The sequence below is a fragment of the Streptomyces sp. SID8352 genome, from assembly GCF_009862265.1.
Taxonomy (GTDB): Bacteria; Actinomycetota; Actinomycetes; order Streptomycetales; family Streptomycetaceae; genus Streptomyces.
On the sequence record NZ_WWGX01000035.1, the window covers coordinates 235,970 to 262,312 of the forward strand.

General features: G+C 71.7%; 21 protein-coding genes. 18 read left to right on the top strand and 3 right to left on the bottom strand.

Annotation, left to right across the window (positions count from 1 at the left end; genetic code table 11):
- Positions 1 to 786 precede the first annotated feature (786 nt).
- The 18 genes from GTY84_RS12485 (at position 787) to GTY84_RS12570 (ending at position 22,030) form a co-directional block, all read left to right on the top strand.
- Positions 787 to 2,883 (top strand): hydantoinase/oxoprolinase family protein, encoded by a 2,097-nt coding sequence (locus GTY84_RS12485; RefSeq protein WP_161226259.1) that lies wholly within the window; start codon positions 787 to 789, stop codon positions 2,881 to 2,883.
- Complete coding sequence (locus GTY84_RS12490; RefSeq protein WP_345943417.1) at positions 2,880 to 4,658, top strand: hydantoinase B/oxoprolinase family protein; 1,779 nt, start codon at positions 2,880 to 2,882, stop codon at positions 4,656 to 4,658. Before GTY84_RS12485 ends, GTY84_RS12490 begins: the two co-directional genes overlap by 4 nt.
- Positions 4,659 to 4,933: 275 nt before the next feature.
- The gene (locus tag GTY84_RS12495) at positions 4,934 to 5,566 is read left to right on the top strand and encodes a GntR family transcriptional regulator (protein ID WP_161226260.1); all 633 of its coding nucleotides are present in this window, start codon (positions 4,934 to 4,936) and stop codon (positions 5,564 to 5,566) included.
- A gap of 434 nt (positions 5,567 to 6,000) precedes the next feature.
- Complete coding sequence (locus GTY84_RS12500) at positions 6,001 to 7,062, top strand: low specificity L-threonine aldolase (protein WP_161226261.1); 1,062 nt, start codon at positions 6,001 to 6,003, stop codon at positions 7,060 to 7,062.
- Positions 7,063 to 7,328: 266 nt separating this feature from the next.
- Positions 7,329 to 8,105, top strand: a complete 777-nt coding sequence (locus tag GTY84_RS12505; RefSeq protein ID WP_161226262.1) for a class I SAM-dependent methyltransferase — start codon at positions 7,329 to 7,331, stop codon at positions 8,103 to 8,105.
- Positions 8,106 to 8,565: 460 nt separating this feature from the next.
- On the top strand, positions 8,566 to 9,531 hold the full coding sequence (locus GTY84_RS12510; protein WP_161226263.1) for a tRNA U-34 5-methylaminomethyl-2-thiouridine biosynthesis protein: 966 nt from the start codon (positions 8,566 to 8,568) through the stop codon (positions 9,529 to 9,531).
- Positions 9,528 to 10,388 (top strand): 2-amino-5-chlorophenol 1,6-dioxygenase subunit alpha, encoded by an 861-nt coding sequence (locus GTY84_RS12515; RefSeq protein ID WP_161226264.1) that lies wholly within the window; start codon positions 9,528 to 9,530, stop codon positions 10,386 to 10,388. Before GTY84_RS12510 ends, GTY84_RS12515 begins: the two co-directional genes overlap by 4 nt.
- Positions 10,385 to 10,675: a BMC domain-containing protein gene (locus tag GTY84_RS12520; protein ID WP_202550908.1), complete on the top strand. Its 291-nt coding sequence runs from the start codon at positions 10,385 to 10,387 to the stop codon at positions 10,673 to 10,675. Before GTY84_RS12515 ends, GTY84_RS12520 begins: the two co-directional genes overlap by 4 nt.
- 11 nt (positions 10,676 to 10,686) lie before the next feature.
- Positions 10,687 to 11,034: a BMC domain-containing protein gene (locus GTY84_RS12525; RefSeq protein WP_161226265.1), complete on the top strand. Its 348-nt coding sequence runs from the start codon at positions 10,687 to 10,689 to the stop codon at positions 11,032 to 11,034.
- Positions 11,031 to 11,333, top strand: a complete 303-nt coding sequence (locus GTY84_RS12530) for a EutN/CcmL family microcompartment protein (RefSeq protein ID WP_161226266.1) — start codon at positions 11,031 to 11,033, stop codon at positions 11,331 to 11,333. The genes GTY84_RS12525 and GTY84_RS12530 overlap by 4 nt, the downstream gene beginning before the upstream one ends.
- 2 nt (positions 11,334 to 11,335) lie before the next feature.
- On the top strand, positions 11,336 to 12,811 hold the full coding sequence (locus tag GTY84_RS12535; RefSeq protein WP_161226267.1) for a 2-hydroxymuconic semialdehyde dehydrogenase: 1,476 nt from the start codon (positions 11,336 to 11,338) through the stop codon (positions 12,809 to 12,811).
- Between the two features lie 98 nt (positions 12,812 to 12,909).
- Positions 12,910 to 14,856, top strand: coding sequence for an NAD(P)/FAD-dependent oxidoreductase (locus GTY84_RS12540; protein WP_161226268.1), 1,947 nt, complete (start codon positions 12,910 to 12,912; stop codon positions 14,854 to 14,856).
- Positions 14,849 to 15,748 (top strand): alpha/beta fold hydrolase, encoded by a 900-nt coding sequence (locus GTY84_RS12545; RefSeq protein WP_161226269.1) that lies wholly within the window; start codon positions 14,849 to 14,851, stop codon positions 15,746 to 15,748. Before GTY84_RS12540 ends, GTY84_RS12545 begins: the two co-directional genes overlap by 8 nt.
- 129 nt (positions 15,749 to 15,877) lie before the next feature.
- Positions 15,878 to 17,134 (top strand): MBL fold metallo-hydrolase, encoded by a 1,257-nt coding sequence (locus GTY84_RS12550; RefSeq protein ID WP_161226270.1) that lies wholly within the window; start codon positions 15,878 to 15,880, stop codon positions 17,132 to 17,134.
- A gap of 86 nt (positions 17,135 to 17,220) precedes the next feature.
- Complete coding sequence (locus tag GTY84_RS12555; protein ID WP_202550909.1) at positions 17,221 to 17,679, top strand: RidA family protein; 459 nt, start codon at positions 17,221 to 17,223, stop codon at positions 17,677 to 17,679.
- Between the two features lie 283 nt (positions 17,680 to 17,962).
- Positions 17,963 to 18,745 (top strand): 4-oxalocrotonate decarboxylase, encoded by a 783-nt coding sequence (locus GTY84_RS12560; protein ID WP_161226271.1) that lies wholly within the window; start codon positions 17,963 to 17,965, stop codon positions 18,743 to 18,745.
- 761 nt (positions 18,746 to 19,506) lie between these two features.
- Positions 19,507 to 20,346: an IclR family transcriptional regulator C-terminal domain-containing protein gene (locus tag GTY84_RS12565; RefSeq protein WP_161226272.1), complete on the top strand. Its 840-nt coding sequence runs from the start codon at positions 19,507 to 19,509 to the stop codon at positions 20,344 to 20,346.
- Positions 20,347 to 20,692: 346 nt separating this feature from the next.
- On the top strand, positions 20,693 to 22,030 hold the full coding sequence (locus GTY84_RS12570) for an aromatic acid/H+ symport family MFS transporter (protein ID WP_202550910.1): 1,338 nt from the start codon (positions 20,693 to 20,695) through the stop codon (positions 22,028 to 22,030).
- 168 nt (positions 22,031 to 22,198) lie between these two features.
- On the opposite strand, the gene GTY84_RS12575 is transcribed toward GTY84_RS12570, so the two are convergent.
- From GTY84_RS12575 to GTY84_RS12585, 3 genes are all read right to left on the bottom strand, one after another.
- Positions 22,199 to 22,867 carry a TetR/AcrR family transcriptional regulator gene (locus GTY84_RS12575; RefSeq protein WP_345943418.1) on the bottom strand — a complete coding sequence of 223 codons (669 nt, stop codon included), beginning with the start codon at positions 22,865 to 22,867 and terminating at the stop codon, positions 22,199 to 22,201.
- Positions 22,868 to 22,931: 64 nt separating this feature from the next.
- Entirely contained in the window at positions 22,932 to 24,164 is a 1,233-nt protein-coding gene (locus GTY84_RS12580) for an MFS transporter (RefSeq protein ID WP_345943419.1), read from the bottom strand.
- A gap of 799 nt (positions 24,165 to 24,963) precedes the next feature.
- Positions 24,964 to 26,334: a TrpB-like pyridoxal phosphate-dependent enzyme gene (locus tag GTY84_RS12585; protein ID WP_161226274.1), complete on the bottom strand. Its 1,371-nt coding sequence runs from the start codon at positions 26,332 to 26,334 to the stop codon at positions 24,964 to 24,966.
- Positions 26,335 to 26,343 lie beyond the last annotated feature (9 nt).

Here is a 26,343-nt window from a genome sequence, read left to right on the forward strand (position 1 = left end):
GCCGTCGAGCCGGGCGGCGGGGCCCGCAGGAGACGTGCTCCCGTTCGCTCGGCCGCGGCGCGGACGTGGGCTGTGCTCAGACGGTCCATGGGGATGTCACCTCAGGGGGGTAAGGGGCCGCCGTGCTCGGGGCCCGGCAGCGGCCGGTCGCCCTCGGGCGGCGTCATGCCGTGGAACAGTAGAGGAACGTCTGACGATTAACAATCGTTTGCCGGATGATTCTCTTTGGTCGTCCGGCGATTACTCTCGTGTCGAGTGCGGAGCGGCCGTATCGGACACGACGGGCCCCTTCCGGTACTGCCGTGGGGGTGCCGAGGGTGCTCCCCGTGCACGCCCTCCCGGAAGGGGGGGGGGTGTGCGTAGCCGGCGCCTCGGTGACATGCGCTCCAGGGCTGCGTCCGGGGGCTGTGCCGCACGGTCACGGCCGCGGGCCGGCCGCCGGGAGCCCTCGTACGGACCGTCGCGTGAAGCGCCGCGCCCGGTCCGTGCGCGCCCCTCGGTGCGGGCGCCCGCACGCGGCATGTTCGCGACCCGGTACGCCGCGTCGGCGGCAGGGAGGCCTTTTTCGTCCGACGATCTATTGCTAAATCGTCGGACGATTGACTATCGTTCGATGTCATCGCGCAGGCCTCGTCCGCGCCGGTGCCGGACAAGGCCCGGCGCCCGGGCGCCGCGCCCGGGACGGCACGCCCCCTTTGCGCAGCGCGGCCCCGCGACTTGAACAGCACGGCCCCGCGACCGAGGAGCGGCGGCGCACCGGTCCGCCAGCCACGAATGGAAGTACTGATGACGCATTCCGGACAGCTACGCGTAGGCGTGGACATCGGCGGCACCTTCACCGACATGGCGATCATGGACGACACCGGCATCGTCGCCGTCGGCAAGACCCTCACGACGCACGCCGAGCCGGCCGCGGGCGTGGAACGGCTGCTGGGGGAGACGCTCGTGGCCAACGCCCTCCCCGTCGACGCCGTCTCAACGGTCGTGCACGGCACCACACTGGTCACCAACGCCCTCATCGAGCGCCGCGGCGCCCGCACCGCGCTGCTCACCACCGAAGGCTTCCGCGACGTGGTCGAGATGGCCCGCGAACACCGCTACGAGCTCTACGACCTCAACCTCGACCTGCCCAGGCCACTGGTCCCGCGGTACCTGCGGTTCGGGATACCGGAACGCACGCTGGCCACCGGAGCGGTCGAACGGCCGCTGGACGAGGCCGTCGTCCGCCGCCTCGCCACGGAACTGCGGTCGGTCGGCATCGAGGCCGTCGGGGTCTGCCTGCTGCACAGCCACGTCAACCCCGCGCACGAGCAGCGCGTCGCCGACATCTTCCGCGACGTCGCCCCCACGGTGCGGGTGGCACTGTCCAGCGAGGTCAACCCCGAGATCCGCGAGTACGAACGCGCGACGACCACCCTGGCCAACGTCTACGTGCAGGACCTCGTCGAGACCTACCTGGCCGACCTGCGCAGCCGGCTGCGCAGGATGGGCATCGCACGGGACCCGCTCATCATGCTGTCCAACGGCGGCGTCGCCACCGTGGACGTCGCCGCCAGATTCCCCATCCGCATGCTCGAGTCGGGCCCCGCCGGAGGGGCCCTGGGCGCGGTGGCGTTCGGCCGCGTCGCCGGCCGCCCCCACCAGATGGCCTTCGACATGGGCGGTACGACGGCGAAGCTGTGCGTCATCGAGAACCACCGCCCCCTGGTCACCCACACCTTCGAGGTCGACCGCATGTACCGCATGCTGGCAGGCTCGGGACTGCCGGTGCGGGCCCCCGTCATCGACATGATCGAGATCGGGACCGGCGGTGGCTCGATCGCCCGGATCAGCAGCCTCGGCCTCGTCACGGTCGGTCCCGACTCGGCCGGCTCCGAACCGGGCCCGGTCGCCTTCGGACGCGGCGGCACCGGCTGCACGGTGACCGACGCGGACTTCGTCCTGGGCTACCTCGATCCCGCCTCCTTCAGCGGCGGGGACCTCGTCCTGGACGTCCCGGCGGCGGCCGCCGCGATCGACGAGCAGATCGCCGGCCCGCTCGGCCTGAGCGTCCCCGAGGCCGCCTGGGGCATCCACACCACCGCGAACGAGGCCATGGCCAGCGCGGCGCGCGTGCACGCCATCGAACGCGGCCAGGACCCCGCCCGACTGCCGCTGTTCGTCTCCGGCGGCAACGGACCCCTGCACGGCCCGGGCGTGGCCAGGGCCCTGGGCGCCCCTCGCCTCGTCTCCCCGCCCGCCGCCGGCGTCCTGAGCACGCTGGGATTCCTCTCCGCGCCGATGTCCATCGACATCGTCCGCTCGCGCCACTACCCGCTCGCCGGGATCACCCTCGCCGACGTCGTGACGCTGTACGAGGAGATGGCCTCCGAAGGCGTCAGGATCTTGGAGGAGTCGGGCATCCCGCGCGGCGACATCGTCTGCGAGCGCACCCTGGAGATGCGCTTCATCGGCCAGGGCAACGAGCTGGAGGTGCCGGCACCCGCCGCCGACGAGAACTGGCACAACGCCGTGGCCACCAACTTCACCCGGCTCTACCTCCAGCGCTTCGGCACCGCCGTCCCCCGCGGGGTCGCCCCCGAGATCATCAGCTGGCGGGCCGTCGTACGCGGCCCCGGCCCTGACGCGACACTTCGCCTGACCGGGGCCGGCCGCACCGGTGAGGCCCTCAAGGGACACCGCCGGGCGTACTTCCCCGCCGCGGGCGGCTACGTCGCCACTCCGGTCTACAGCCGGTACCACCTGCAGGCCGGCACCGTCCTCACGGGTCCGGCACTGATCGAGGAACGCGAGTCCACCCTCGTCGTCGGCCCGGGAGACCGGTGCACCGTGGCCGAGGACACCAGCATCGTCGTCGAGTTCGACCGGGAGCAGTTTCAGTGAGCGCATCGACCCCAGCAGCCGCGTCACCCACCGTCCCCGAGGACACCGCGGTCGACCCCATCGTCGTCGGCCTCGTCGCCAACCGCATGCACTCCCTGCTCAACGAACAGCAGGTGGCACTCATCCGCGTCGCGTTCAGTCCCGTCGTCCGCGAGTCGCTCGACCTCGCGTGCGCCGTGTTCGACTCGGCCGGGCGGATGATCGGCCAGTCCTCCGGAGGCACCCCCGGTCACATCAACGCGATGGCCACCGGCATGGAGCACATCGTGGCCGCCTTCCCCCAGGACACCCTCGCCGAGGGCGACGTACTGATCACCAACGATCCCTGGCTCACCGCCGGACAGATCAACGACATCACCGTGGCCACCCCCGTCTACCGGGGCGGCACCCTCGTGGCCTGGTTCGCCAGTTGCTGCCACTCGCCCGACATCGGCGGCAGGATCCTGTCCGCGGCCGCGACGGAGGTCTTCGAGGAGGGCCTGCGCCTGCCGGTCATGCGGCTGCGCTCGGCCGCCGGCCCGGACGAGACCCTCGAACAGATCATCCGCGCCAACGTCCGCACCCCTGACGAGACCCTGGGCGACATCTATGCCCAGGTCGCCGCGAACGAGGTGGGCGCCCGCAGCCTGCTGGCGATGATGGACGAATTCGGCCTGCACACCATCGACCCGGTGGCCGACGAGATCATGCGCCGTTCGGAGGCGGCGCTGCGCACGGCCCTGAGTGAACTCCAGGACGGTGTGTACTGCGCCGAGGCGACCTCCGACGGCTTCGACGGGGAGGCCATCCACCTCAAGGCACGGGTGACCATCCGCGGTGACGCCATCGACATCGACTACGACGGCTCCTCGCCGCAGTCGCGCAACGGCGTCAACGTGGTGCTCAACTACACCCGCGCCTACACCTCCTTCGCCGTCAAGGCCGCCTTCGCCCCGGAAGTGCCGCACAACGCGGGATCGTTCCGGCCGGTCACCGTCAGGGCGCCGGCGGGATCCGTGCTCAACTGCGTGGACCCCGCCCCCGTCGCCTCCCGCCACCTGGTCGGGCACTTCCTGCCCAGTCTGCTCTTCGAAGCCCTGCGCCCCGCCGTCCCCGGCGGGCTCCAGGCCAGCAGCGCCGACGCCCTGTGGATGACGGTGTGGCGCAGCGCCGAGCTCGGCGAGCCGTTCCCCTTCACACTGACCGCCTTCGCCGCCGGCGGCGCGGGGGCACGCCCGGCCAAGGACGGCCTGAACACCACCAGTTTCCCCACCGGTGTGCGCGCCGCGCCGACCGAGGTCCTCGAGACACTCACCTCGCTGGTGCAGGTCCAGCGCGAGCTGCGGCAGGACTCCGGCGGTGCGGGGGAGTTCCGCGGCGGCCTCGGGCAGATCCTGCGGGTCCGCCGGCTCGGCGTGAACGCCTGGTCGGTCAACGCCAACATCGACCGCCTCACCCACCCGGCCCCCGGGGCCCGGGGAGGTGCCGAGGGCACCCGGGGCGAGTTCGTCGACGACGCCACCGGCCGGCCGCTGCCGGCCAAGCGACTGGTGCGGCTGGCGCCCGGAACCACTGTCCGGCTGTCCTTCCCGGGCGGAGGCGGCTACGGGAACCCTGCCGACCGCGCCCCCGAGAAGGTCCTCGACGACGTCGTCAACGGATACGTCGGCATCGACGCGGCCCGCGCGGTCTACGGCGTGGACATCGAGTACACCGGCGACCCGGCCGCCCTGGTCAGGATGCCCGGAAGCTATGTCGTCCGGGGCACCTCCCGCGGCCCGGCCACGGGCCCGTGAGCCAGGTACCGCACCTGGACGGGGAGAGCCGTCCGCCACGGGCCGGTCCGCGGGACACCGTGCCCGCTGCCCGCCCCGCACCTGTCCGGACCTCCCGGCACCCCGCGCACGACGGCACCGTGCCAGAGGGCGGCCGGTCAGGGGGGCGACTCCGTCCGATCCATGGATCGTCTGACAATCTTCTCATGGATCGTCGGACGTTCCTTGGGTACGATGAGACGGGTGAGGAACCATGGGACGCGACCGGACGGCCGGCGTCCGGGGAAGGGGTGTCCATGAGCGAGGTCAACGGCGGTGCCGCCATGCGGGTCGCCGATCTGCTCCGTGCGGAGATCAGGGCGGGTACGCTCCGGCCGGGCCAGCGGCTGTCCGAGGAGCACTTCCGCGCCAGGTACGGGGTCTCGCGCAGCAGCCTGCGCGAGGCGTTCCGGCTGCTGGTCCGGGACCGCCTCCTCGTGCACGAACTCAGCCGCGGCGTCTTCGTCCGGGAACCGACCCGCGCGGAGCTGCGTGACCTCTACCGGGTCCGCAGAGTGATCGAGTGTGCGGCGCTGCGCCAGGTCGAGACGCTGACCCCGGTACTCCTGCGGCAGCTCGCCGAAGCGATCGAGGAGGGCAAGCGCGCGGCCGGGGAGGGGCAGTGGGAACTGGTGGCCTCGGCCAGCATCCGCTTCCACCAGACCCTGGTCGCCCTGGCGGGCAGCGAACGCCTGAACGAGATCATGGACGGTGTCCTCGCCGAGCACCGGCTCGCCTACGCGCTCATGAAGGACACCCAGGTCTTCCACCTCGGCTTCCTCAACCGGCACGAGGCCATCGCCGACACCCTGCGCGCCGGTGATCTCGACGGTGCCGCCGCGCTGCTCGACCAGTACCTCCGCGACTCCGAGCGGGCAGTGCTCGACTGACGAACCAACGCCGTCACCGCCCTCGGAACGGTGAATCATCGGACGTTCCCTTGTCCTCCCGGGAGGAAGGGGCCCGGATGCCGACCGCGCCCCGGCACCGCGCCTCTTCCACCGCAGAACCGCCGAGGCGGGCACCCGTGTGCCCGGCCCGGGCCCGGCGGGCATCCGCACCGCGGCCCGGCCCCTCCGTCCCCGCTCCTCTCCGGACCCCGCCAAAGGAGCGGCACCATCGGGGCGCACGCCTCCGCACCACCACCGCGGCGGCCGACGGCCCCCGCCCCGGCCCGCCGCGCGCCGGCCGGGGAAGACAGCGCGGCCGGAGCCCGCGATCGACCGATCACACCGGGCCGCGCCCCCCGCGGTCCCGCCGCAGCACCGGGGGAGAAGGCATCGGCCCCGGCTCCCCCCGACACCGGCTACCAGGAAGGCCCTCCATGGACACCTCCGCCGACCCTGCCCCCTCCAACCCCGCTTTCCTCAGCGACAACATGGCGGGGGCCTCGCCCGAGATGGTCCGGGCCGTCGCCGACGCGGCTGCCGGGCAGGCCCCGCCGTACGGCAGGGACCCCCTGACCGAAGCCGTCCGCCACCGACTGAGCGCCGTATTCGAACGGAAGGCTTCCGTCTTCCTGGTCAACACCGGATCCGCCGCCAACGCCCTGGGCCTGGCCGCCCTCACCCGGCCGTGGAGCGGCGTGCTGTGCCATCCGGCCAGCCACATCAACAACAGCGAGTGCGGCGCTCCCGAGTTCTTCACCGACGGCGCCAAGCTGCTCGCCGTTCCGGGCGACGACAGCAAGATCGACCCCGACGCCCTGGAGCGGGCGGCGCGCCACCGGGCCGGTGATGTGCACAGCGTGCAGCCGTCCGTGCTGAGCATCAGCCAGGCCACGGAGAGCGGCAGCGTCTACACCCTCGGGGAGATCCACCGCCTGGCCGGCATCGCCAAGGACGCCGGCCTGCGCGTCCACATGGACGGTGCGCGCTTCGCCAACGCCCTGGAACACCTCGGCGCCACCCCCGCCGAGATGAGCTGGAAGGCCGGCGTCGACGTGCTCTCGTTCGGGGCCACGAAGAACGGCGCGATGACCGCCGAAGCGATCGTCTGCTTCGATCCGGCACTGACCGACGAACTCACCTTCCGCGTCAAGCGGGCCGGGCAACTCGCCTCCAAGATGCGCTTCCAGGCCGCCCAGATGCAGGCATACCTCACCGATGACCTCTGGCTGCGCAACGCCCGCCGGGCCAACGCCATGGCCGCACGGCTCGGCGACGGCCTCAAAGCCATGGCCGGCACCGACCTGCTGGCCGCCCCACAGGCCAACATCATCTTCTGCCGCCTGCCCGAGCGGACCATCGACGGACTCCTCGCGGAGGGCTACACCTTCTACCGGGGGCGCTGGGGACCGGGGGTCGTCCGGCTCGTCACCGCCTTCTCCCACACCCCCGACGACATCGACCGGTTCCTCGACGCGCTCCGCCGCCACGCCCGCTGACCCCGCGGCCACGGACCGCTCCGGCCCACGGCGGGCACCACACACCATGACCTCCGGGCACCGCAGGGCCGCCGGCCCGGTGCGCGGGAGCGGTCCCGCGCGCTCAGCGCTGACGTGCTCAGGGGCCCGGCCGGGGGAACGCGCCGCGGACGGCCCCCGCCCCGCCCGCCCAACCGGCTTGGTCTCCCGGACAGCTCCATTGCAGGATGTCCGCAGGATCCCGGACGGGACACGCCCGTCCGCCCGGACATCACCCCGAGGAACACATGCACTCCGGCTTCGACGACACCGCCTGGCGCTACGGCCCGCTGGCCACCCTGTTCTACGAACTCGACAAGCCGGTCGGCACCTCGTTCGGAGACGTCGAGTTCTACGCCGACCGTCTGCGGAACGTGTCCGGCCCCGTCCTGGAACCCGCCGTGGGAACCGGCCGCGTCCTGATCCCCCTGCTCGAACGGGGACTGGACGTACGCGGTTACGACACCTCGGCCCCCATGCTGGAACGGTGCCGCGCCAACTGCGCCCGGCACGGCGTGCGGGCCGAGCTGTCCGAGGGCGACATGACCACCCACCGTGCCCCGGGGGTCTTCGAGGCGATCGTGATCCCCACGGGCTCCTTCGCCCTGCTGCCCGACCAGGCGGGCGCGCGGACCGCGCTCGCGGCCATGCACACGAACCTGGCCCCGGGAGGACGGCTGATCGTCGACGTCGAACCGCCGTCCACGGGCACGGCCCCCGACGACGGACCGGTCCGCCACCGGTGGAGCGGCGACGACCTCATCACCCTCACCACCTGGCGCACCCACGTGGACCCGGTCGCCCAGCGCACCACCCGCTGGCTCCGCTACGAAGCCTGGCGGAGCGGCGCCCTGACGCGCACCGAACTCCAGGTCTTCTCCCTGCTGTGGTTCGGGCTGGCCGAGTTCACCGCCATGCTGCACCGGGCGGGCTTCGCCCGGGTCGAGGTCCACGGCGGCTACCGCGCGGGCGCCGCCCCGACCGCCGCGGACGACGTGTGGACCTTCGAGGCCACCCGCGCGTAGCGGACTCGCCCCGCAGGCGGGCCGTCCCCGGACCGCCCCGTGAACGCCGGTGACCCGCGGACGGCCCGGCTTGCCCCGCCGGCCACCCGTCCGGACAGACGCACAGCGGACAGCCCCCGCACCAGGGTCTTTCGTCTGGATCAGGCCGGATCGGGGAGCGGGGTCCGGCGCCGTGCGTCGCAGGGCGGAGGAGGGAGTCGGGGCGGAGCCCTGGGGACCGACGACAACGCGGCGAGGTGCGGTGCCAGGGTCCGCGAGCCCGGCATGATCCAAACGAGAGGCCCTAGCCTCCAGGCCGTCGGGCCCCGGCCGACGACCGGCCACGACCGCCTCTTCCCGGCAAGCCGGCGCCGGCCCCTGGCGAACCCGCTGGGATCCACCGCCGGTCTGCCCGCCGCTCCTGTCCCGCGCTGCCGGACAGCCCCTGGCCGCCCCCGTGCCGGCGATTCAGACTCCTCCCATGTCGCGCATTTTTCGTGCAACGCCGGGAGACAACTCGTGGCGGCGTAGGCCCTCCCCGGTCACCTCGCCGGCCGACGACGGCCCCGGCATCGTCGCCGGCTACCTCGCGCCGCACCCGCCCCATTTGCTGTACGCGGAGAATCCGCCGCAGAACGAACCGCGGTCCCAGGGCGGATGGGAGGTCCTGCGCTGGGCCTACGAGAACGTCAGGAAGCGGATCAAGGAGCTTCGGCCGGACGTCATCGTGATCCACGCCCCGCACTGGATCACGATGGTGGGCCACCACGTGAACTGCGTGCCCAACCCGCGCGGTGTCTCCGTGGAGCCGATCTTTCCCAACCTGCTGCGCTACCGCTACGACTTCCGGACGGACGTCGAACTGGCCGAGGCCATCGCGGACCAGGCGTCCGCCGACGGTCTGGTGACCCGCAAGCTGAAGACCGAGGGGGTACGCGTCGACTACGCCACCATCACCGCGCTCCACCTGCTGAACCCGGAATGGGACATCCCCGTGGTGTCGCTGTCCGCCAACAACAACCCCTACTACTACTCGACCAGCTCGCTGGACCAGATGGAAGTGCTCGGGGAGGCCACCCGCAAGGCGATCGAGGCGACCGGGCGCCGGGCCGTCCTGGCGGGCTCGAACTCGCTGTCCCATCTGCACTGGGACCGGGAGCCCGAGCTGCCCGAGGACATGGCCGGTGAGCATGTCTACAGCAACCACCAGTACCAGTGGGACATGCGTCTGCTCGAACTCGTCCGGGCGGGCCGCACGCGCGACCTCAAGGGGTTCATCCCCGAGCACATCGAAGCCACCGAGTCGGAGACGAAGGCCGGCAGCCTGAGCTGGATGCTGTCCGCTCTCGGGTGGCCCGAGGGACTCGGAGAAGTGCTGGCCTACGGCACGGTCATCGGCACCGGCAACGCCGTCGCGGCCTGGGAGCCCGGAAGGGTGTCGGCATGAACCACTCACCGGGCTTCGCGGGTGCGGCCCTGGTCCCGGGGATGCCCCAGCTGCTCGCAGGGCACAGGGCGAGCAGCTGGGAGGCGCTCGCGGCGGCGACCACCGAGGTGGGCGGGATCATCGCGGACGAGGCGCCGGACGCGCTGCTGATCCTCTCGACCCAGTGGTTCACGGTACTGGGCCACCAGTTCCAGATGGACCCACGCCCGCAGGGCGTGCACGTCGACGAGAACTGGTACGACTTCGACTACGGGACCCTGAGGTACTCGTTCCCCGTCGACGTCGAATTGACCGAGGAATGGGCGGCGGAAACCGAGCGGTCCGGATTCCAGGCCCGGCGTACCCGCTATGAGCACTTCCCCATCGATACGGGAACGATTGTCGCCCAGAATTTCCTCAACCCCGGCGGCAAAATACCTTCCGCTCTTGTCTCGTGCAATCTCTACGCCGCGGCCGACGACCTGGGGGAAATCGCCGCGGCAGGAGTACGGGCCGCGGAATCCTCCGGGAAACGGGTCTTCCTCGTGGCTGTGTCCGGGATGTCCAGCGGCTTGACACAGCGCTGGATGGCCCCTGAGGAGGACCGCGTCGAGAAACACGAGCACCAAGCGTGGGACCGCAGGATGCTCGATCTGCTGTCCGACGGTGACCTGGAACGGGCGCTGGCCACCCGTGAACGGTACGCGTCCGAGGCGCAGGCGGACAGCCAGTTCCGCGCCCTGGCCTTCCTGGCCGGGACCGGGCGGCTCACCTCCCCGGCGAGGGTTCTCGCCTACGGCCCCCTGTGGGGCACCGGGGGAGCTGTCGTCCACTGGCCGTCCTCATTCGTAGAAAACAATGTGAGAGGTGAATCGTGAACCACGCGGTGGGGTTTATCGAGGCAGAGGGGTTCGTGCCGGTCTTCGACGCGGTCGACGCCATGGTGAAAGCGACCTCGGTACAGGTGAACGGCACCGTCAGGCTCGGCGGCGGACTCGTCGCGGTCGCGGTCACGGGAGACCTGGCCACGGTGGAGGAAGCCGTGGAAGTGGGGGAGACGGCAGCGCGTGAGGTGTCGGGCGCGCGGGTACGTTCGATCATTTTCGCGAGCCCGGCCGCACCGGTGGCGGCGCTCGCTTTTCATCCGGAACTGCTGGACTCGTAGGAGGAAGTGCGATGAACCAGTCTGGTCAGGCCGTCGGCCTGGTGGAGACGCGCGGAGCGGTCGCGTTGGCAGCGGGCATCGAGGCGATGCTGAAGACCGCGGACGTGGAAGTGGCCGGGATCGAACGGATCTCGTACGGGTTCTTCGCGGTCGCGGTACGAGGGCAGCTCGCGGCCGTACGGCAGGCGCTGGACTCGGGGTCCGCGGCGGTGGCGCAGTACGGGGAACTGCGGGCGGTGCGGATGTATCCGCGTCCTGACGCGGTGTCGCTGGGACTGCTGGAGAACGGTTCCCGTGCGGCACTGGCGACAGCGGCGCCCCAGGGGACACGGAGCCTGGAAAGCGGAGGTGCGGGGTGATAGTCGGCCAGGTTGTCGGACGGGTGTGGAACGCCCGGGAGATCCCGTCGCTGGCGAAGCGGCGTCTGGTGATGGTCAAGCCCGCGGAGGGCGCGCTGGTCGTGGCCGTCGACCTGGTGGAGGTGGCCGAGGGGAACACGGTGCTGGTGACCGGTGACGACGTGGCCCGGAGGCTGGCCGGTGAGGGCGTCGACGCCGCGGTGGTCGCCCTGGTCGGCGGCGCCGACCACCACCATGCCCAGGGGGCGGCGGTGTCTCCCGGCGCGCCGGGGCATCCTGCGGACCGGGCCCGGGAGTAGACGTGGGTGCGAGCCGATCCTCACTCCGCAATTTCGTACGCGGCCGGTTCGTGGAGGGCATCTCGACGTTCGAGAAGGTCAGTCCGGTCGACGGCTCCGTGGTGGCGGTCGTCCACGAGGCCGGCTCCGGCCTCGTGGACGCCGCCGTACGCGCGGGGCGAGAGGCGCTGGAGGGCCCCTGGGGGCGCACCACCGTCGCCGAGCGGGTACGCCTGCTGCGCCGTGTCGCCGACACCGTCGAAGCCCGGTTCGATGATCTGGTGCGAGCCGAGGTGGCGGATACCGGAAAACCCGTCCAGCTCGCCCGGGAACTGGATGTCACCCGTGCGGCCATGAACTTCCGCAGCTTCGCCGACATGGTCGCCTGCACCGGTCCGGAGGCCTTCGTCACCGAGTTCGGGAACGGCGGCAGGGCACTGAACTACACGGTGCCCAAACCCCTGGGGGTCGTCGGGGTCATCGTTCCGTGGAACCTTCCGCTCCTTCTGCTCACCTGGAAAGTGGCACCTGCCCTGGCCTGCGGAAACGCGGTGGTCGTCAAGCCTTCGGAAGAGACACCCTCATCGGCCGTGGTACTCGCCGAGATCATGGCGGAGGCCGGTGTCCCCGACGGCGTGTTCAACGTGGTCCACGGGTTCGGTGCCGGATCGGCCGGTGAGTTCCTGACCACCCACCCCGGGGTGGACGCCATCACGTTCACCGGGGAATCCCGCACCGGCTCGACGATCATGCGTGCCGTGGCCGACCATGTGCGTCCGGTCTCCTTCGAACTGGGCGGCAAGAACGCCGCCGTCGTGTTCGCCGACGCCGATCTCGACCGGGCGGTCGAAGGACTGAGCCGTTCCATCTTCACCAACACGGGACAAGTCTGCCTGTGCACCGAACGGGTCTACGTCGAGCGGCCGGTGTTCGACGAAGTCGTCTCCCGGCTCAGGGAGAAGGCGGCTTCGCTGCGTATGGGGTCGCCCTACGCGGCCGGGACGACAACCGGACCGCTGATTTCCCTCGGGCACCGGGCGAAGGTGGCCTCCTTCCTGGAACGGGCCGTGCAGGAGGGCGCCGATGTCGTCGTCGGCGGTGGCATCCCGGACCTGGGGCCGGGACTGGACGGCGGAGCGTGGATCGAGCCCACCCTGTGGACCGGACTGGACAACTCCTCCCGGGTGATGCGGGAGGAGGTCTTCGGCCCGGTCGCCGGGCTGGTGCCCTTCGACAGCGAGCCCGAAGCGGTCTCGCTGGCCAACGACACCGAGTACGGACTGGCCGCCGTGGTCTGGACCAGCGATCTGGAGCGTGGCCACCGGGTGGCCCAGCAGATGCGCGTGGGCATGTCATGGGTCAACGACTGGTACCTGCGCGACCTGCGATCGCCGTTCGGTGGCACCGGCCTGTCCGGGATCGGCCGCGAAGGCGGAAGGCACTCACTGGATTTCTACAGTGAGCCCACCAACGTGTGCGTCCGCCTGGCCGGGCCCTGAGCCCCGGCGGGACCCCGGACGTGAGAAGTCACCTGGAGCGGGCCGAGGCGTGTGCCGCGCCCACCCGCAGTGTGCCGATAGAGAGAGTGAGCGCAGGCATGACCGAACCGCGACCCGTCAATCCCGTCACCGCTGGTGATGACGAGATCAGGGAGGCGCTGCTCGAAGCGGATCTGCCTGCCCTGCTGCCGGCCCTCGCCCATCTGACCGGGGATCCGGCGCTCATCGCGGACCGGTTTCGCCCGGCGCCTCCCTCACCGGTGGCGGACCTGCTCCCGCAGGGAGGAATGTCCCCCGAGAGCCAGGCCGCGGCCCGCGAACTCGCTCTCAGGGCCCTGCGACAGTACCGCGACGCGGGGTCGCCCCCGCCGGGGCCTCTCTCCCCGGAGGAACAGCGGACTCTCGTCCGGTTCGTCACGGGAGACCTTCCCGACGACTACCTGCCGCTCCTGAACCATGAACTCGGGCTCACCGGCGACGCCGGGGCGCCGGACTGGCACAAGGACGAACTCGCGCCGGACAGGGAATTCTCGGTCGCGGTGATCGGGGCCGGGATGTCGGGAATCGCTGCCGCTCACCGCCTCGATCAGGCCGGAGTCCCCTATGTCGTTCTCGAGAAGAGCGAGGACGTGGGCGGCACCTGGTGGGCGAACCGCTACCCCGGATGCCGGCTGGACACCAGCAATTTCGCCTACAGCTACTCCTTCGCGCAGAAGGCCGACTGGCAGAACCAGTTCTCTCCCCGGGACGAGATCTTCGACTACTTCGACGAGGTCGTCGACGAATTCGCGATCCGCCCACGCATCCGCTTCGGGACCGAGGTCGTCTCCGCCCACTTCGATGAGGGGACGGCGGCCTGGGAGCTGACCTGCGAGTCCACTGACGGATCACGGTCGGTCGTCCGGGCCGATGCCGTCATCAGCGCGGTCGGCCAACTCAACCGGCCCAGCTACCCGGACATCCCCGGCCGGAGCCGGTTCCGGGGACTGGCGTTCCACACCGCGCAATGGCCGGACGGGGCCGACCTGGCAGGACTGCGGGTGGCCGTCATCGGGACCGGCGCCAGCGCCTACCAGGTGATCCCCGCCATCGCACCCGAGGTCGGGGAACTGCGGGTGTTCCAGCGCACCGCTCCCTGGATGATGCCCACCCCCTCCTATCACGACAAGCTTCCCGACGGCATGCGCTGGCTGCTGAGGCATGTGCCCAACTACCACCGCTGGTTCAGGTTCATGCAGTTCTGGAACAGCCTCGAGGCCAGACGCCAGTTCATGGTGATCGATCCCGACTGGACGTCCGAACGGTCCGTGTCCAGGCTGAACGAAGCGGTGCGCCGGGCACTCCACTCCCACCTGGAGGGCCAGTACGCCGACCGCCCCGACCTGCTGGCCCGGGTGGTCCCGGACTATCCCCCGTACACGAAGCGGATGCTGCGTGACAACGGGGACTGGGCACGCACCCTGAAGTCAAAGCACGTCCACCTGATCACCGAGGGCGTCGAGGAGATCACCGAGAAGGGCATCGTGACCGCCGACGGGGTCGAGCACGAGGTGGACGTGATCATCTACGGCACCGGCTTCCTCGCCGCGCACTTCCTGGAGCCCATGAAGATCACCGGACGAGGCGGTGTCGATCTGCACGAGCAATGGGCGGGTGACCCGCGTGCCTACCTCGGGATCACGATCCCCGGGTTCCCCAACCTGTTCTGCCTCTACGGGCCGAACACCAATCTGGTCCTCAACGGAAGCATCATCCTCTTCTCCGAGGCGGGAGTTCACTACACGATCGGCTGCATCCAGGAGCTGATGCGCCGCGGCGCGGGCTCCATGGAATGCCGTCAGGACGTTTTCGAGTCCTACAACTCCCGGATCGACGAGGCGAATCAGTCGATGGCCTGGAGCACGCCGGGGGTCAACAGCTGGTACAAGAACGCCTCCGGCCGGGTCACGCAGAACTGGCCGCTGCCGATCATCGAGTACTGGCGGCTGACAAGGCGGCCCGACCCCGCCGACTACCACTTTGGACAGGACGTCCCTGATGCCTGACACCGATCCGCGCCCGCTCCCCGCCGACGGGCCGGCTGCCGCCGCGGGCCCGTGGCCCGTCACCGAACGACGAGTCAGGGCCGGGGGGTACACGACGCGCTACCTGGAAGCCGGTGACCCCGCCGCACCGGTGCTCCTGCTGCTGCACGACGGGGCGTGGGGCGGCAGCAGCGACGTCACCTGGGGAGCCATGATCCCCATGTTCGCGCAGCACTACCGCGTCCTCGCCCCGGACCTCCTGGGCTTCGGCGGAACCGACAAGGTGGCGTATTTCGACCGGCCCCCCCACGAGTTCCGTATCCGGCACCTGGCGGCCTTCCTGCGGGTCCTGGCCGTGGAAGAGCCGGTACACGTCATCGGCAACTCCTTCGGGGGGACGGTCGCGCTGCGGTCCCTGCCCGAGGCGGCGCTCCCGGCCCGGTCGGTGGTCAGCATCGCGGGCGGCGGAGGACCGTGGCGAACGCCGTTGTCACGGCAACTGTCGCGCTGGGACGGGTCGCGGGCCGATATCGAACGCATACTCAGGCTGCTCGTGGACGACTTCCCCGGCTTTGCGGAACAGGCCGCCGACCGGACCCGCTGGGCGAGGCAGCCCGGACACTTCCGCGCGATGGCCTCCATCGGCGTGGCGCTGCCCGAGCCGCTCAAGCAGCCCCGCCAGGACGCGTGGCCCGCCGCCCTCGCCGCGACCGATGTCCCCCTCCTCCTGGTCAAAGGCACGTCCGACAGTCTGCTGGAGCCCGGCTGGGCCGCGCACATCGCCGCCGTCGCACCCCGCTGCGAGGTGGTGGAACTCCCATGCAGACATGCGCCGAACATCGACATGCCTCATGTGCTCCTGCCCGTTCTCCTCGGCTTCCTCCGCCGGATCGACCGCGCGGCAGCGCGGTGACCGTGTACGCCTCGGTGATCAGCCGGCCGACCGCTCGGTCAAAGACCCCCGGCCCTGTGCGGGACCGGTGTCCGGCCTTGCCGGACGGGTGTTGGACCGGCTGTGAGCCCCGATTCTAGGTTCGATTCCATGGCAAAGGTATTTCATTCGGGCGTCGGTGACCGGACGCGCCCCCGCCGGCTGGCAAGCAGTCCTGCCGGCCCCCAGGACTGCTGCGACGACGGCCTGTCCCCGAAGCCGACGCTCCCCGCGGTCACCGGGCTCCGAACGGACTTGACGCGCGGCCCCGGCACGGAGTCCGGGGAGCACCCGTCCCGGGACAGTGCCGCCCTTCGCGTCCTGACGCTGGGGACCGCGGCCGGGCCGGTCGTCTGGCGCGGGCGCACGGGAATCTCGACAGTGATCGTCGTCGAGGGCGTCAGCTACATGGTGGACGCGGGGATCGGTTCCGTCCAGCGGTACCGGCAGCTGGGTCTGCGCTGGGAGGACCTCCGCCACATCTTCATCACCCACATGCATTCCGACCACTACCTGGAGCTGCCTCACGCGCTCCTGGTGCCGTGGGAGTTGCCGGGGGAGTCCTACACCGACACGCTGTCGATCTGGGGACCCGGCGCGGTCCCCCTGGACCTGCCGCATCACGGCCCGCCGGGACAGCCCAGCTTCCCGAGACGTGTGGAGAACCTCGCCTCGCCGATCCCCGGTATCAGCGAGGTCGTCGACGGTATCCTCGGCTCGGCGTTCCAGGGCGACCTCAACATCCGGTACGTCGATGAGGACCACGCCGACATCCATGAGCTCATCCGGACCCGGGACCTGCGAATTCCCAAGGAAGCCGGCGCGGACTACGCCACCCGCCGGTGCCCGCCCATGGACCCGTTCAAGGTCTTCGAGGACGACCGGGTGCGGGTGACCGCCACTCTGGTCGACCACCGCTTCTGCTTTCCCGCGTTCGCCTACCGGTTCGACACCGAGCACGGCTCCGTGGTGTGCAGCGGCGACACCAGGCCGAACGACAACCTGCTGCGGCTCGCAGCCGACAGCGACCTCCTGCTGCACGAGTCGATCCACCTCGACCACCTGCTTTCCGAACTCAAGCCCGCGCCGGGCCTCATGGAGGGGTTGCTCGCTAACTGGGAGGAGCGCCACACCCTGCACTCCGCGGTGGGCAGGGTGGCCGAGTCCGCCGCGGTGTCCAACCTCGTCCTCAGCCACCTCGCTCCCGCGCACACCGATGTCGTCTCGGACGACGAATGGCTGGAGCACGTACGGCGGGACTTCAGAGGCGGCAGCGCCGTCGGGCACGACCTGCACGAGATCCGGCTGGTGGAGCGGCCCGGCCGCCGGAAGGACCTCCAGATGCGGCCTGCGAAGGGCGTGCTGTGACGATGAGCGGGGCAAAGCGGACGGATGGTCTCGTGGGGGCCCACGATGCCTGTGGAACCTCCGGTCACCGGGGCGGAGACGGGCGGTTGGAAACCGTCTCCCCCGAAGAACGTCTCCTACGGCTCGGCCTGGTGCTTCCGCCGCTGCGGCCGAAGGCCGGAAACTACCTCGGATATGTGCGCCACGGCGACCTGCTGTTCCTCTCCGGACAGGGCGCCGACGGGCATGTCGGGCATGTCGGCGCCGCCCGCTCCATCGAGGAGGGGCGCCTCGCCGCACGTGACTGCATGCTGAATCTGTTGGCGCAGACACGCGACGCCCTCGGGTCGCTGGATTCCGTGGGCCGGATCATCAAGATCCTGGGATTCGTCGCCTGTGCCCCCGAGTTCCGCGACGCACCGAAAGTCATCGACGGTGCCTCCGATCTCCTGCACGAGCTGTTCGGTCCCGAGCGCGGTTCGCATGCCCGTTCCGCCATCGGGGCGTCCGCGCTCCCGCTGGGCTTCACGGTCGAGATCGAGATGGTCCTGTCCATAGAGGACTGAGGACCGAGGGCTGAGGACCGCCGGGCCGGCGACCGCACCCTCCCGGCCCGGCGCCGCCGAGGGGCGGCCCCCGACGGGTGCGGACGCCCTCTCCGGCGACGGCCCGGCGGGTCGCGACGAAAGGTACCGCGCCCCGGCCGGGACCGCACGGGTGCGGGCGTCAACGTCTCGTGACACCCCCGCCGGAGGGGGCGGGGGTGCCCCCTCCGGCGGGCGGGCCCCTGCGTCCGGTGCGGCGCCGCGTTCAGGGCGGATTCGCCCATGATCCACAAGGAGAATCCTGATGAGTGACTGGACGATCGACCGGGCGGTGGACGAACTGCTCGGCCGGGAGGCCGACCGCCGGGCCGGTGACCGGCTCAGCGACGACTGGGAGGGGCTTGACCTTCCCACCGCGTATCGGGTGCAGGACGCCCTGGTGCGCCGCAAGGTCGAATCCGGCGAGAGGGTCGTCGGGGTCAAGCTCGGCCTCACCTCCCGTGCCAAGCAGCAACGCATGGGCATCGACTCCCCGCTCACCGCATGGCTCACGGACGCGATGATGCTGCCGGAGGGCGCACCCGTGCCGCTCCACGAGCTGATCCATCCCCGTGTCGAGCCGGAGATCGCCTTCCTCATGGGGGAGCGGCTGTGCGGGCCGGGGGTCACCGCCACGAGCGCACTCGCTGCCGTCCGCAGCGTGCATGCCGGGTTCGAGGTCATCGACAGCCGGTTCGCCGATTTCGCGTTCGCGCTGCCCGACGTGGTCGCCGACAACGCCTCGTCGGCTCGCTTCGTCGTCGGCGGGCCCGGACTGCCGCCCCGGGATCTCGACCTCGCACGGGAAGCCTGCGATCTCGGGTCCGACGGCAGGGTCATCGATTCCGCCACCGGCGCGGCGGTACAGGGGCACCCGGCGGAAGCGCTTGCCCTGGCGGCGAACTCGCTCGGCGCACGCGGGATCGCCATCGAAGAAGGGTGGCTCGTGCTCAGCGGAGGACTGACGGACGCGGTGCCCCTGGTGCCGGAGCAGGAGATCAGCGCGGAGTTCGCCCACCTCGGCACGCTGAGGCTGACCGGCGTCTGAGGCGGGTGAGCGGCCGTGCCGCCGGGCGCCGGGGATTCCCCGTGTCCGCGCGGTTCGGTCGTGCCGGGGAAGACCCGCGAGAGCCGGCACGGCCCGCGGGGGAGCGGGCCGTCCGCGATCGGATTCCCCCTTCCGGCCCGCCTCGTGTTCGGAAGCCTCCCGCGACCGTCCTGCTCGTTGCCCCGGACAGCCGGCGCCCCTGCCGCACACCCCCACCGGACGGGCCCCGTGAGGCGCCCCCGGCCCACCGCATCCCGCGCCGGACCGCACTCGCGCTCCGGCGCACCGCGCTCTCCGCGCCGGCCGTGGCCGATCCGTCGGCGAAGGGCAGCCGGAAGTCCGGAACAGAGGAAGGGGGCGCCGCACGCCTCCCGTTCGCTGCGGCCGGGCGCCCGGCAGGGTGTGCCGGGTACCGTAGCGCCGACGCTTCGGCGGGATCTGAACACTGAAGCCGGAGCACCGGGGGCCACCAGGTGTCCTGCGGCCTGCGCTTCCTGTCCGCCAGGCTCCGCCGGCGCCGCCCGGGACCAGCCTTCGACGGCGACGCCAGGACTCCGGCCGAGGACCCCGCGCGCACTCGCCCCTCTCACCGGGCGCCCGTGGGTCCGGCCCGCTGCCGGGACGGGCGCCGAAACCCCGGCCGCCCACCGGTGCGTCCCGCGTTCGGCCGGGCCGGGTTTCGCCACGCCTTCCGGCCCGCTCCACCGGACGCCGCCCGACCGGATCTGGTCCCCCTCGGGTCCGATAGGTACTCTCATCGCATGATTGGTCCGTCCGGTTCCTCGACTGAGTTCGGCTGGAACACATCGATGGAGGAACCGGCTGGCCCGGACGGGAGGCACCGCAAGGTTTCCCCTGTTTCCTCGGTACTGAAAGCCACCCGTATCCTCCACAGCTTCAACGCCGTCACGCCCTGCCAGAGCTTGCGGCAGATCGCGACCCGGACGGGCATTCCGCGGACCACCGCCCACGGGTTGTGCGTGGCGCTCGTGCAAGCGGAGATGCTGGAACCGGTGCCGGGCCGTGGGTACCGGCTCGGGCCCGCCTTCATCGGTCTCGGCGGACAGGTGATCGAACGCGTGGGGCTGCTCGACGCGGCCAAGGACGTGGGCAAGCGATTCGTCCGGTTCGGCCAGGTGGAGGCCCACCTCGCCCAACTGGTCGGAGGCTGGATCGTGTACCTGGACCGCACGTCGAGCCTCTGGAGCCTGCCGACCGACGTGCACATGGGCTCTCGCGTGCTCGCCCACACCACCGACTGCGGCCGGGCGGCGCTTGCCGCGCTGGCACCGGAGGAAGCGTGGCGGCGTGTCGCCGTGGCCTGCGAGGCCGAGTACCGACCGGTACCGGAACGCCAGGCCCTCGAGACCGATCTCGCCGAGGTGAGACGGCGGGGTTTCGCGACGGCCCCCGTCCAGCGTTCCGGCAGGGCGTCCGTCGGTGCCGCGATCACGAACCGCGCAGCCGTACCAGTGGGTGGTGTGTCGATCTCCGCACCCGTGGACGCGATGCGCCGGCGCGAGGTGTCCGACGAACTGGTGAAGGACCTGCTGCTGGTGGCAACGACCATCGGCCGTCGGCTGCCCCACCTCATGGAGTGACGACGCCCGGCCGGGCACGGACGTCCACCCCGGTTCCAGGGCATGGACCCGGCTCCGGCCCCCGCCCGCCCCCATGGCCCCTGACCGCCTGAGCACCGGAACCGGCACCGGCACCGCCTGTCCGGCCAAGCCGGACGGCCCGTTGGTGGCGGGGCGGGCGAGCGCGACCCTCGTCACATCTCACCCCAAGCGCGCCGGTCGTCCGCGGACAAGGAGAAGGCGGCGTCCATCCGCCTGGGCCCCGGAACGCCCGGCGCGCCCATGCCGGAGCGGTGCCGCACAGCCACTGTGCCCGGGACACCCGCGCCGCCGGCCGTGACATCCCGCGGAAGGATCACAGAACCCGATGACTTCCCCCATGCTCATGTCGGCACAGCAGGATCGGCTGCGTGTCGTCATCATCTGCTTCGCCTGTATCGTCCTGGACGGCTACGACCTGATCGTCTACGGCACCGTCGTGCCGGTCCTCCTCAAGGACGACACCTGGAACCTCACACCGGCCGAAGCCGGAGCCATCGGCTCCTACACGTTCATCGGCATGCTGGTCGGAACGCTCGCCGTCGGAACGATCACCGATCTTGTGGGGCGCCGAAAAGTCCTGCTGCTCTGCCTCGTCTGGCTCTCGGCCGGGATGGTGCTGTGCGCCCTCGCGCCGACCCCGACGGCATTCGGCGCCCTGCGCTTCCTGACCGGGATAGGCCTGGGCGGTCTTGCCCCGACGACCATCGCGTTGACGCTCGAGTTCGCGCATCCGCGCTACCGCAGCCTGACCAACGCCCTGATGTTCTGCGGATACTCCGTCGGCGGCATCCTGGCCGCTCTCATCGCGCTCCCCACGGTCCCCGCCCTCGGCTGGCGCACCATGTTCTGGATCGGGGCGGCCCCGGTCCTCCTGCTCGCCCCACTGGCGTTCTTCCTCCTTCCGGAGTCCCCCAGTTTCCTTGCCGCCAGGGAGAGGAGAGCCCGGCCGAAGCCCGGCACCGGAACCAGCCGGACGGCAGACGGTGCGGGCGGCCGGGAGGACACCGCACCCGGCGGCACCGGCAGACTCGAGCCGCTCCGCGCCCTGTTCACCCGGGGCAACAGGCGTCCCACCCTGCTGTTCGGCATCGGAATGGCCATCGGGATGCTGCTGATCTACGGTCTCAACACCTGGCTCGCCCAGATCATGACGCAGGGCGGATACTCCTTCGGGTCGGCACTGCTCTTCGTCCTGGCGCTGAACGCGGGCGCCATCCTGGGTACACCGGTCGCGGGTGCCATCGCGGACCGGCTCGGCGACCGCCGGGTGACGGTGACCATGTTCCTGGTGGCCGCTCTGTGCATCTTCCTGCTCAGCCTGCCCCTGCCCATCAGCGTTCGGCTGCTGCTCGTGGCCATCGCCGGTGCCGGCACCATAGGTACGACCATCCAGGTCAGCTCATTCATCGGAAAGCGCTACGCCACCGAGAACCGGGCCACCGCGCTTGGCTGGGCACTGTCCGTCGGCCGTCTCGGCGCGATCCTCGGCCCCGCCTACGGGGGCCGCGTCATCGGTTCCGACTGGGGCTTCAGGGCGAACTTCTACGCCTTCGCCATCCCCGCGCTGCTGGGCGCCCTGGCCATGTGGGCCATCCCTCGCCGGGCCCCGGTCGGCTCGGCGGAAACCCCGGCACCGTCCGCCGAGGCGGACAGCGCCCGCTGAGGTGACGGGCGCGCTGGAAGCCCGCGTGTCGGGCGATCCCGGGTGGCGGTGCCGTGAACGGGGGAAGTGCACAGCCGGCCCCGGCCCCTTCATCCAGCACGGGGCTCTCATCCCGCAGCGGCCCGGGTGACCGCGGGACCTCTCCCGCGGTCACCCGGGCGGGCAGACTCAGCAGTCCCGCGGTGACGGCCGGCGGGCGAGCCCGAGGACGAGACGGGACGTGGTGTCGACCAGCTCCCGGTCGATCGGGGAACCGAGCACGAGCGCACGGTGGTAGAGCGGGGCGAGCAGCAGGTCCACGAGGCGGTGGAGCGTGGCGTCGTCGACGCCGGGACCGCCGTCGCGGGCGAGCAGGTCGCGCAGGCCGGCCACGTCCCGCTCCCGCTGCTCCCGCAGGAACCTGGACTGCAGCGACGCGGCCGTCTCACGGTCCAGTTGGGCATGGCCGAGAAGGGCCAGCAGCACCCGGCCGGCCGGTTCCTCGAAGAAGCCGGCCACGCGCCGCAGATGCGAGGTGAGGTTCTCCTCGGCGCTGCCGTCCTCGTCCACCCGCCACGCCAGGGCCTCGCGGGCGTCGTCGGTGAGGGTGTCGAGGAGGATGTCGACCTTCGACTTCCACCAGCGGTAGATCGTCTGCTTGGCCACGCCCGCGCGCTGGGCGATGCCCTCGACCGTCAGGGCCGCGAAGCCGCGCTCGACCAGCAGGTCGTCCGCGGCGTGCAGGACCGCGCGCCGGACACTCTCGCTGCGGCGCGGGCCGGTTCGGCTGACGACCGCGGTCTTCCCGCCGGCCGGTCCTGGTCTCTGCGTGGCGCTGATGGTCCGTCTGCCCTTCACCCGGTGTCGGTCGCTGTGATTCTGGCACAGCGGATCCGTGGCGGAGCGGTCCGCTGCGCCCCTGTCAGGCGGTTCTCCGGCCCGTCCGTACCAGGCTGAGCAGGACGCCGAGGGCGAGGGCGGCGACCGCGGCGCTGAATATCCCGCCGGCCGGGCGCAGGCCCGTCACGCGGATCAGGACACCCACCCCGATCGCGGGCACCGCCAGCATCGAGTACAGGACGGCGAAGAAGGTGGACACCGAGGCGCCCCGGTGCCGGGGAGCGCCGCGGGTGGTGATGGTGCCGAGGCCGTGGCCGATGGCGATGCCCGTCGCCAGCCCGTCGGCCGCGGACCCGGCGAACAGGAGGGCCAGGGAGCCGGTGGCCATCGCGGTGCCGATCAGCCCGGCCGCGGTGATCAGGCCGGCGCACGCCACCGGCAGGGCGACGGCGGGCCGGAGGGCACGGACGAGGAGCTGGCCGAGGGCGGTGCACGCGAAGGCGGCGAAGACCACGAGGCCGGTCAGTGTGTGACCGGGCTCGTGCAGCACCGTTCCCACGAAGAGACCGGTCACCGCGGTCAGGACGCCGAGCACGGCGAAGCCCGCGCCCGCCGCCATCGAGGAGCGCAGGAAGTCCGAACGGATCTCGGCCGGGACGCCCAGCGGCTGGAACCGCGGGGAGAACCCGGAACGGTGCGGGGAGCTCTCCCCGGCCAGGAGGACCGCGAGCACGGCGACCGAGGCGAGAGCGAGCAGGACGATCCACGGGGTGCGCAGCGGAGAGGGCGCGAGGTCCGCCAGCACACCCGCGAGCAGGGTGCCGCACGCGAGCCCGCCCATGTTGGCGAACAGCGCGAGGGTGGCGGGCCCGACCCGGCTGTGCGGGCCGAGCCGCTCGGTGAGCGAAGCGGTGGCGGCGCCGGTCACCAGGGCCGCCGAGAATCCGGAGACGACCCGGGCGGCGAACAGCGCGGGGAGGCCGTGGGCCAGGAGGAAGACCGCGGCGGCGGCCGCGGACAGCAGGGTCGCGGCGACCAGGACGGGACGGCGCCCCACCTGGTCGGAGAGCCGGCCGAAGACGAGCAGCCCGAGGATGACCCCGAGCGCGTAGACGGCGAAGACCACCGTCACGGTGAACGGCGCGAAGCCGAACTCCTCTCCGTACAGCGGATAGAGCGCGGTGGGCGCGGTGGTGCCCGCCATGGTGATCCAGAAGGCGAAGACCACGCCGAACAGGGCGGGGCCGCCGCCGTGCGGCCTCCCGGGGGAGCCGGTCCGTTGGGCGGCACGGACGGTCGCGATTTCCACTGGCACGGCCTCTCGTGAGCGGTCGGGTGTGCGGGGGGACGGCAGGCTCATGGTGAGACTCACCGTTGCGTCTTGTCTAAGTTAGACCATACGTTGCGTCTCTTCAATGGCCCGGACTGCCCCCACCACCCCCCACCGCCCCCACCTGCGCCCCCGGCTCCTGCGCCCCAGGAGGGTGATCGGCCTCGTAACCTCATCGGTGGCCCGGTGGCCCGGTGGCCCGGTGGCCCGGTGGCCCGGTGGCCCGGTGGCCCGGCGGCCCGGCGGCCGTCGGACAGCGGTTGGCGGCCGGGGTGCGCGGACCTCGTCGGGTCCCGGCGCTGCGTAGGCGTACGGCGAGTCCGAGGCGAAGGCGACCGGATCGCCGGCGGGCGCCTCGACCGGGGCGGTCCACGGGGCCGGTCCGCGGCCGGCCGGCCGTCACCGTGGTGTGCTCCACGCGCGCGGGGCCGGCGCGCCGCGCTGCCGTGCGGGACCGGCGGCCGGTCGAAGACCTCGATCAGGTCGGCTCCCGGGTTGGGCAGGTGCGCGGGGCGCAGCGTGAGGCTGCCGCGCGGCCGGCCCCGGCCCTGGTCCGCGCGTACCACGGCCGCGCGCGGCTGCTTCGGCCCGGCGATGAACTCCGAGGGACACGCCGAGGCCGGGGGACGGGCCCGGCGGCGTCTGCGGTGTCGTGCCCCGGTCGCGCGGTCCGTCCCGCCGGGAGGAGGGACCCCGCCCGGCCACGGGCACGCCCCGCACCCCGGCCCGCGGCGTACCCCGGCCCGCGGCGTACCCCGCGGGGCTCCGGCCGCCCCGCCGGACGTCAGTCCTGGACGAGCGCCGCCGCCGGGAGCCGGGCGAAGGACGCGGCGAGGGCGTTCTCGTCGAGGGGCTGGTCGTGGAGGCGGTCGGCGAGATGGTTCTCGTAGGCGGTGAGGTCGAAGTGGCCGTGGCCGGACAGTCCGAAGAGGATGCTCTCGGCACGTCCGGCCTCCTTGCAGCGCAGTGCCTCGCGGACGACGGCGGCGATCGCGTGGGAGGACTCCGGCGCGGGGACGATGCCCTCGGTGCGGGCGAAGCGCAGACCGGCCGCGAGGCACTCGGTCTGGGGCAGGGAGAGCGCTTCGACGAGGCCGCGCTCGTGGGCGGCGCTGAGGAGGGGCGCGATGCCGTGGTAGCGCAGTCCCCCCGCGTGCAGGGCCGGCGGCATGTAGGTGTGGCCCAGGGTGTGCATCCGCAGCATGGGGGTCAGCCCCGCGCTGTCGGCGAAGTCGTAGGCGATCCGCCCGCGGGTGAGGGTGGGGCAGGCGGTCGGCTCGACCGCGATGATCCTGGGCGGGGGCCCGGCGGCCGGATGGAGGAAGGGCGCGATGAGCCCGCCGAGGTTGCTGCCGCCGCCCACGCACCCGATCAGCACGTCGGGATGGTCGTCGGCGAGGGCGAGCTGCGCGACGGCCTCCTTGCCGATGACGCTCTGGTGCAGCAGGACGTGATTGAGGACGCTGCCGCTGGCGAAGCTGGTGGCGGGGTCGGACAGGGCGAGTTCGGCGGCCTCGGAGATGGCGATGCCGAGACTGCCCTCGCAGTCGGGGTCGGCGGCCAGGACGGCCCGTCCGGCGGCGGTCTCGGGGCTGGGACTGGGCACGCAGCGGGCCCCGTAGGCTTCCATGAAGGTACGGCGGTGGGGCTTGTGCTGGTAGCTGACCCGCACCATGAAGACCTGGACGGCGAGACCGAAGAGGGCCCCGGCATAGGCCAGCGAGGAACCCCACTGGCCGGCGCCGGTGTCGGTGACGAGCCGCCGGATGCCGGCCTGCTGGTTGTAGAAGGCCTGCGCGACGGCGGTGTTGGCCTTGTGGCTGCCGGTGGGGCTGCAGCCCTCGTACTTGTAGTAGATCCGGGCCGGGGTGCCGAGGGCGCGTTCCAGACGGCGGGCCCGGAACAGGGGAGTGGGCCGCCACTGCGCGTAGGCCCGCCGGATCTGCCAGGGGATCTCGATCTCGGCCTCGCGGCTGGTCTCCTGCCGGGCGAGTTCCGGCGGCATGATCGCGAGAAGGTCGTCCGCGGTCACGGGCCGCCCGGTGACGGGATGGACGGGGGGAGCGAGGCCGCCCAGGTCGGCGGCCAGGTTGTGCCAGGCGCGGGGGATGTCCCGCTCGCCGAGCAGGTACCTGGTGGTCGTGGTGTCCGGCATGGTTGCCTC

Coding starts and splice junctions, on each gene's coding strand:
- GTY84_RS12540 (WP_161226268.1), top strand. CDS start 12,910: ATGACCGAACCGCGACCCGTCAATCCCGTCACCGCTGGTGATGACGAG.
- GTY84_RS12515 (WP_161226264.1), top strand. CDS start 9,528: ATGAACCACTCACCGGGCTTCGCGGGTGCGGCCCTGGTCCCGGGGATG.
- GTY84_RS12485 (WP_161226259.1), top strand. CDS start 787: ATGACGCATTCCGGACAGCTACGCGTAGGCGTGGACATCGGCGGCACC.
- GTY84_RS12505 (WP_161226262.1), top strand. CDS start 7,329: ATGCACTCCGGCTTCGACGACACCGCCTGGCGCTACGGCCCGCTGGCC.
- GTY84_RS12585 (WP_161226274.1), bottom strand. CDS start 26,334: ATGCCGGACACCACGACCACCAGGTACCTGCTCGGCGAGCGGGACATC.
- GTY84_RS12560 (WP_161226271.1), top strand. CDS start 17,963: ATGAGTGACTGGACGATCGACCGGGCGGTGGACGAACTGCTCGGCCGG.
- GTY84_RS12550 (WP_161226270.1), top strand. CDS start 15,878: ATGGCAAAGGTATTTCATTCGGGCGTCGGTGACCGGACGCGCCCCCGC.
- GTY84_RS12525 (WP_161226265.1), top strand. CDS start 10,687: ATGAACCAGTCTGGTCAGGCCGTCGGCCTGGTGGAGACGCGCGGAGCG.
- GTY84_RS12570 (WP_202550910.1), top strand. CDS start 20,693: ATGACTTCCCCCATGCTCATGTCGGCACAGCAGGATCGGCTGCGTGTC.
- GTY84_RS12500 (WP_161226261.1), top strand. CDS start 6,001: ATGGACACCTCCGCCGACCCTGCCCCCTCCAACCCCGCTTTCCTCAGC.
- GTY84_RS12565 (WP_161226272.1), top strand. CDS start 19,507: ATGATTGGTCCGTCCGGTTCCTCGACTGAGTTCGGCTGGAACACATCG.
- GTY84_RS12510 (WP_161226263.1), top strand. CDS start 8,566: ATGTCGCGCATTTTTCGTGCAACGCCGGGAGACAACTCGTGGCGGCGT.
- GTY84_RS12495 (WP_161226260.1), top strand. CDS start 4,934: ATGAGCGAGGTCAACGGCGGTGCCGCCATGCGGGTCGCCGATCTGCTC.
- GTY84_RS12545 (WP_161226269.1), top strand. CDS start 14,849: ATGCCTGACACCGATCCGCGCCCGCTCCCCGCCGACGGGCCGGCTGCC.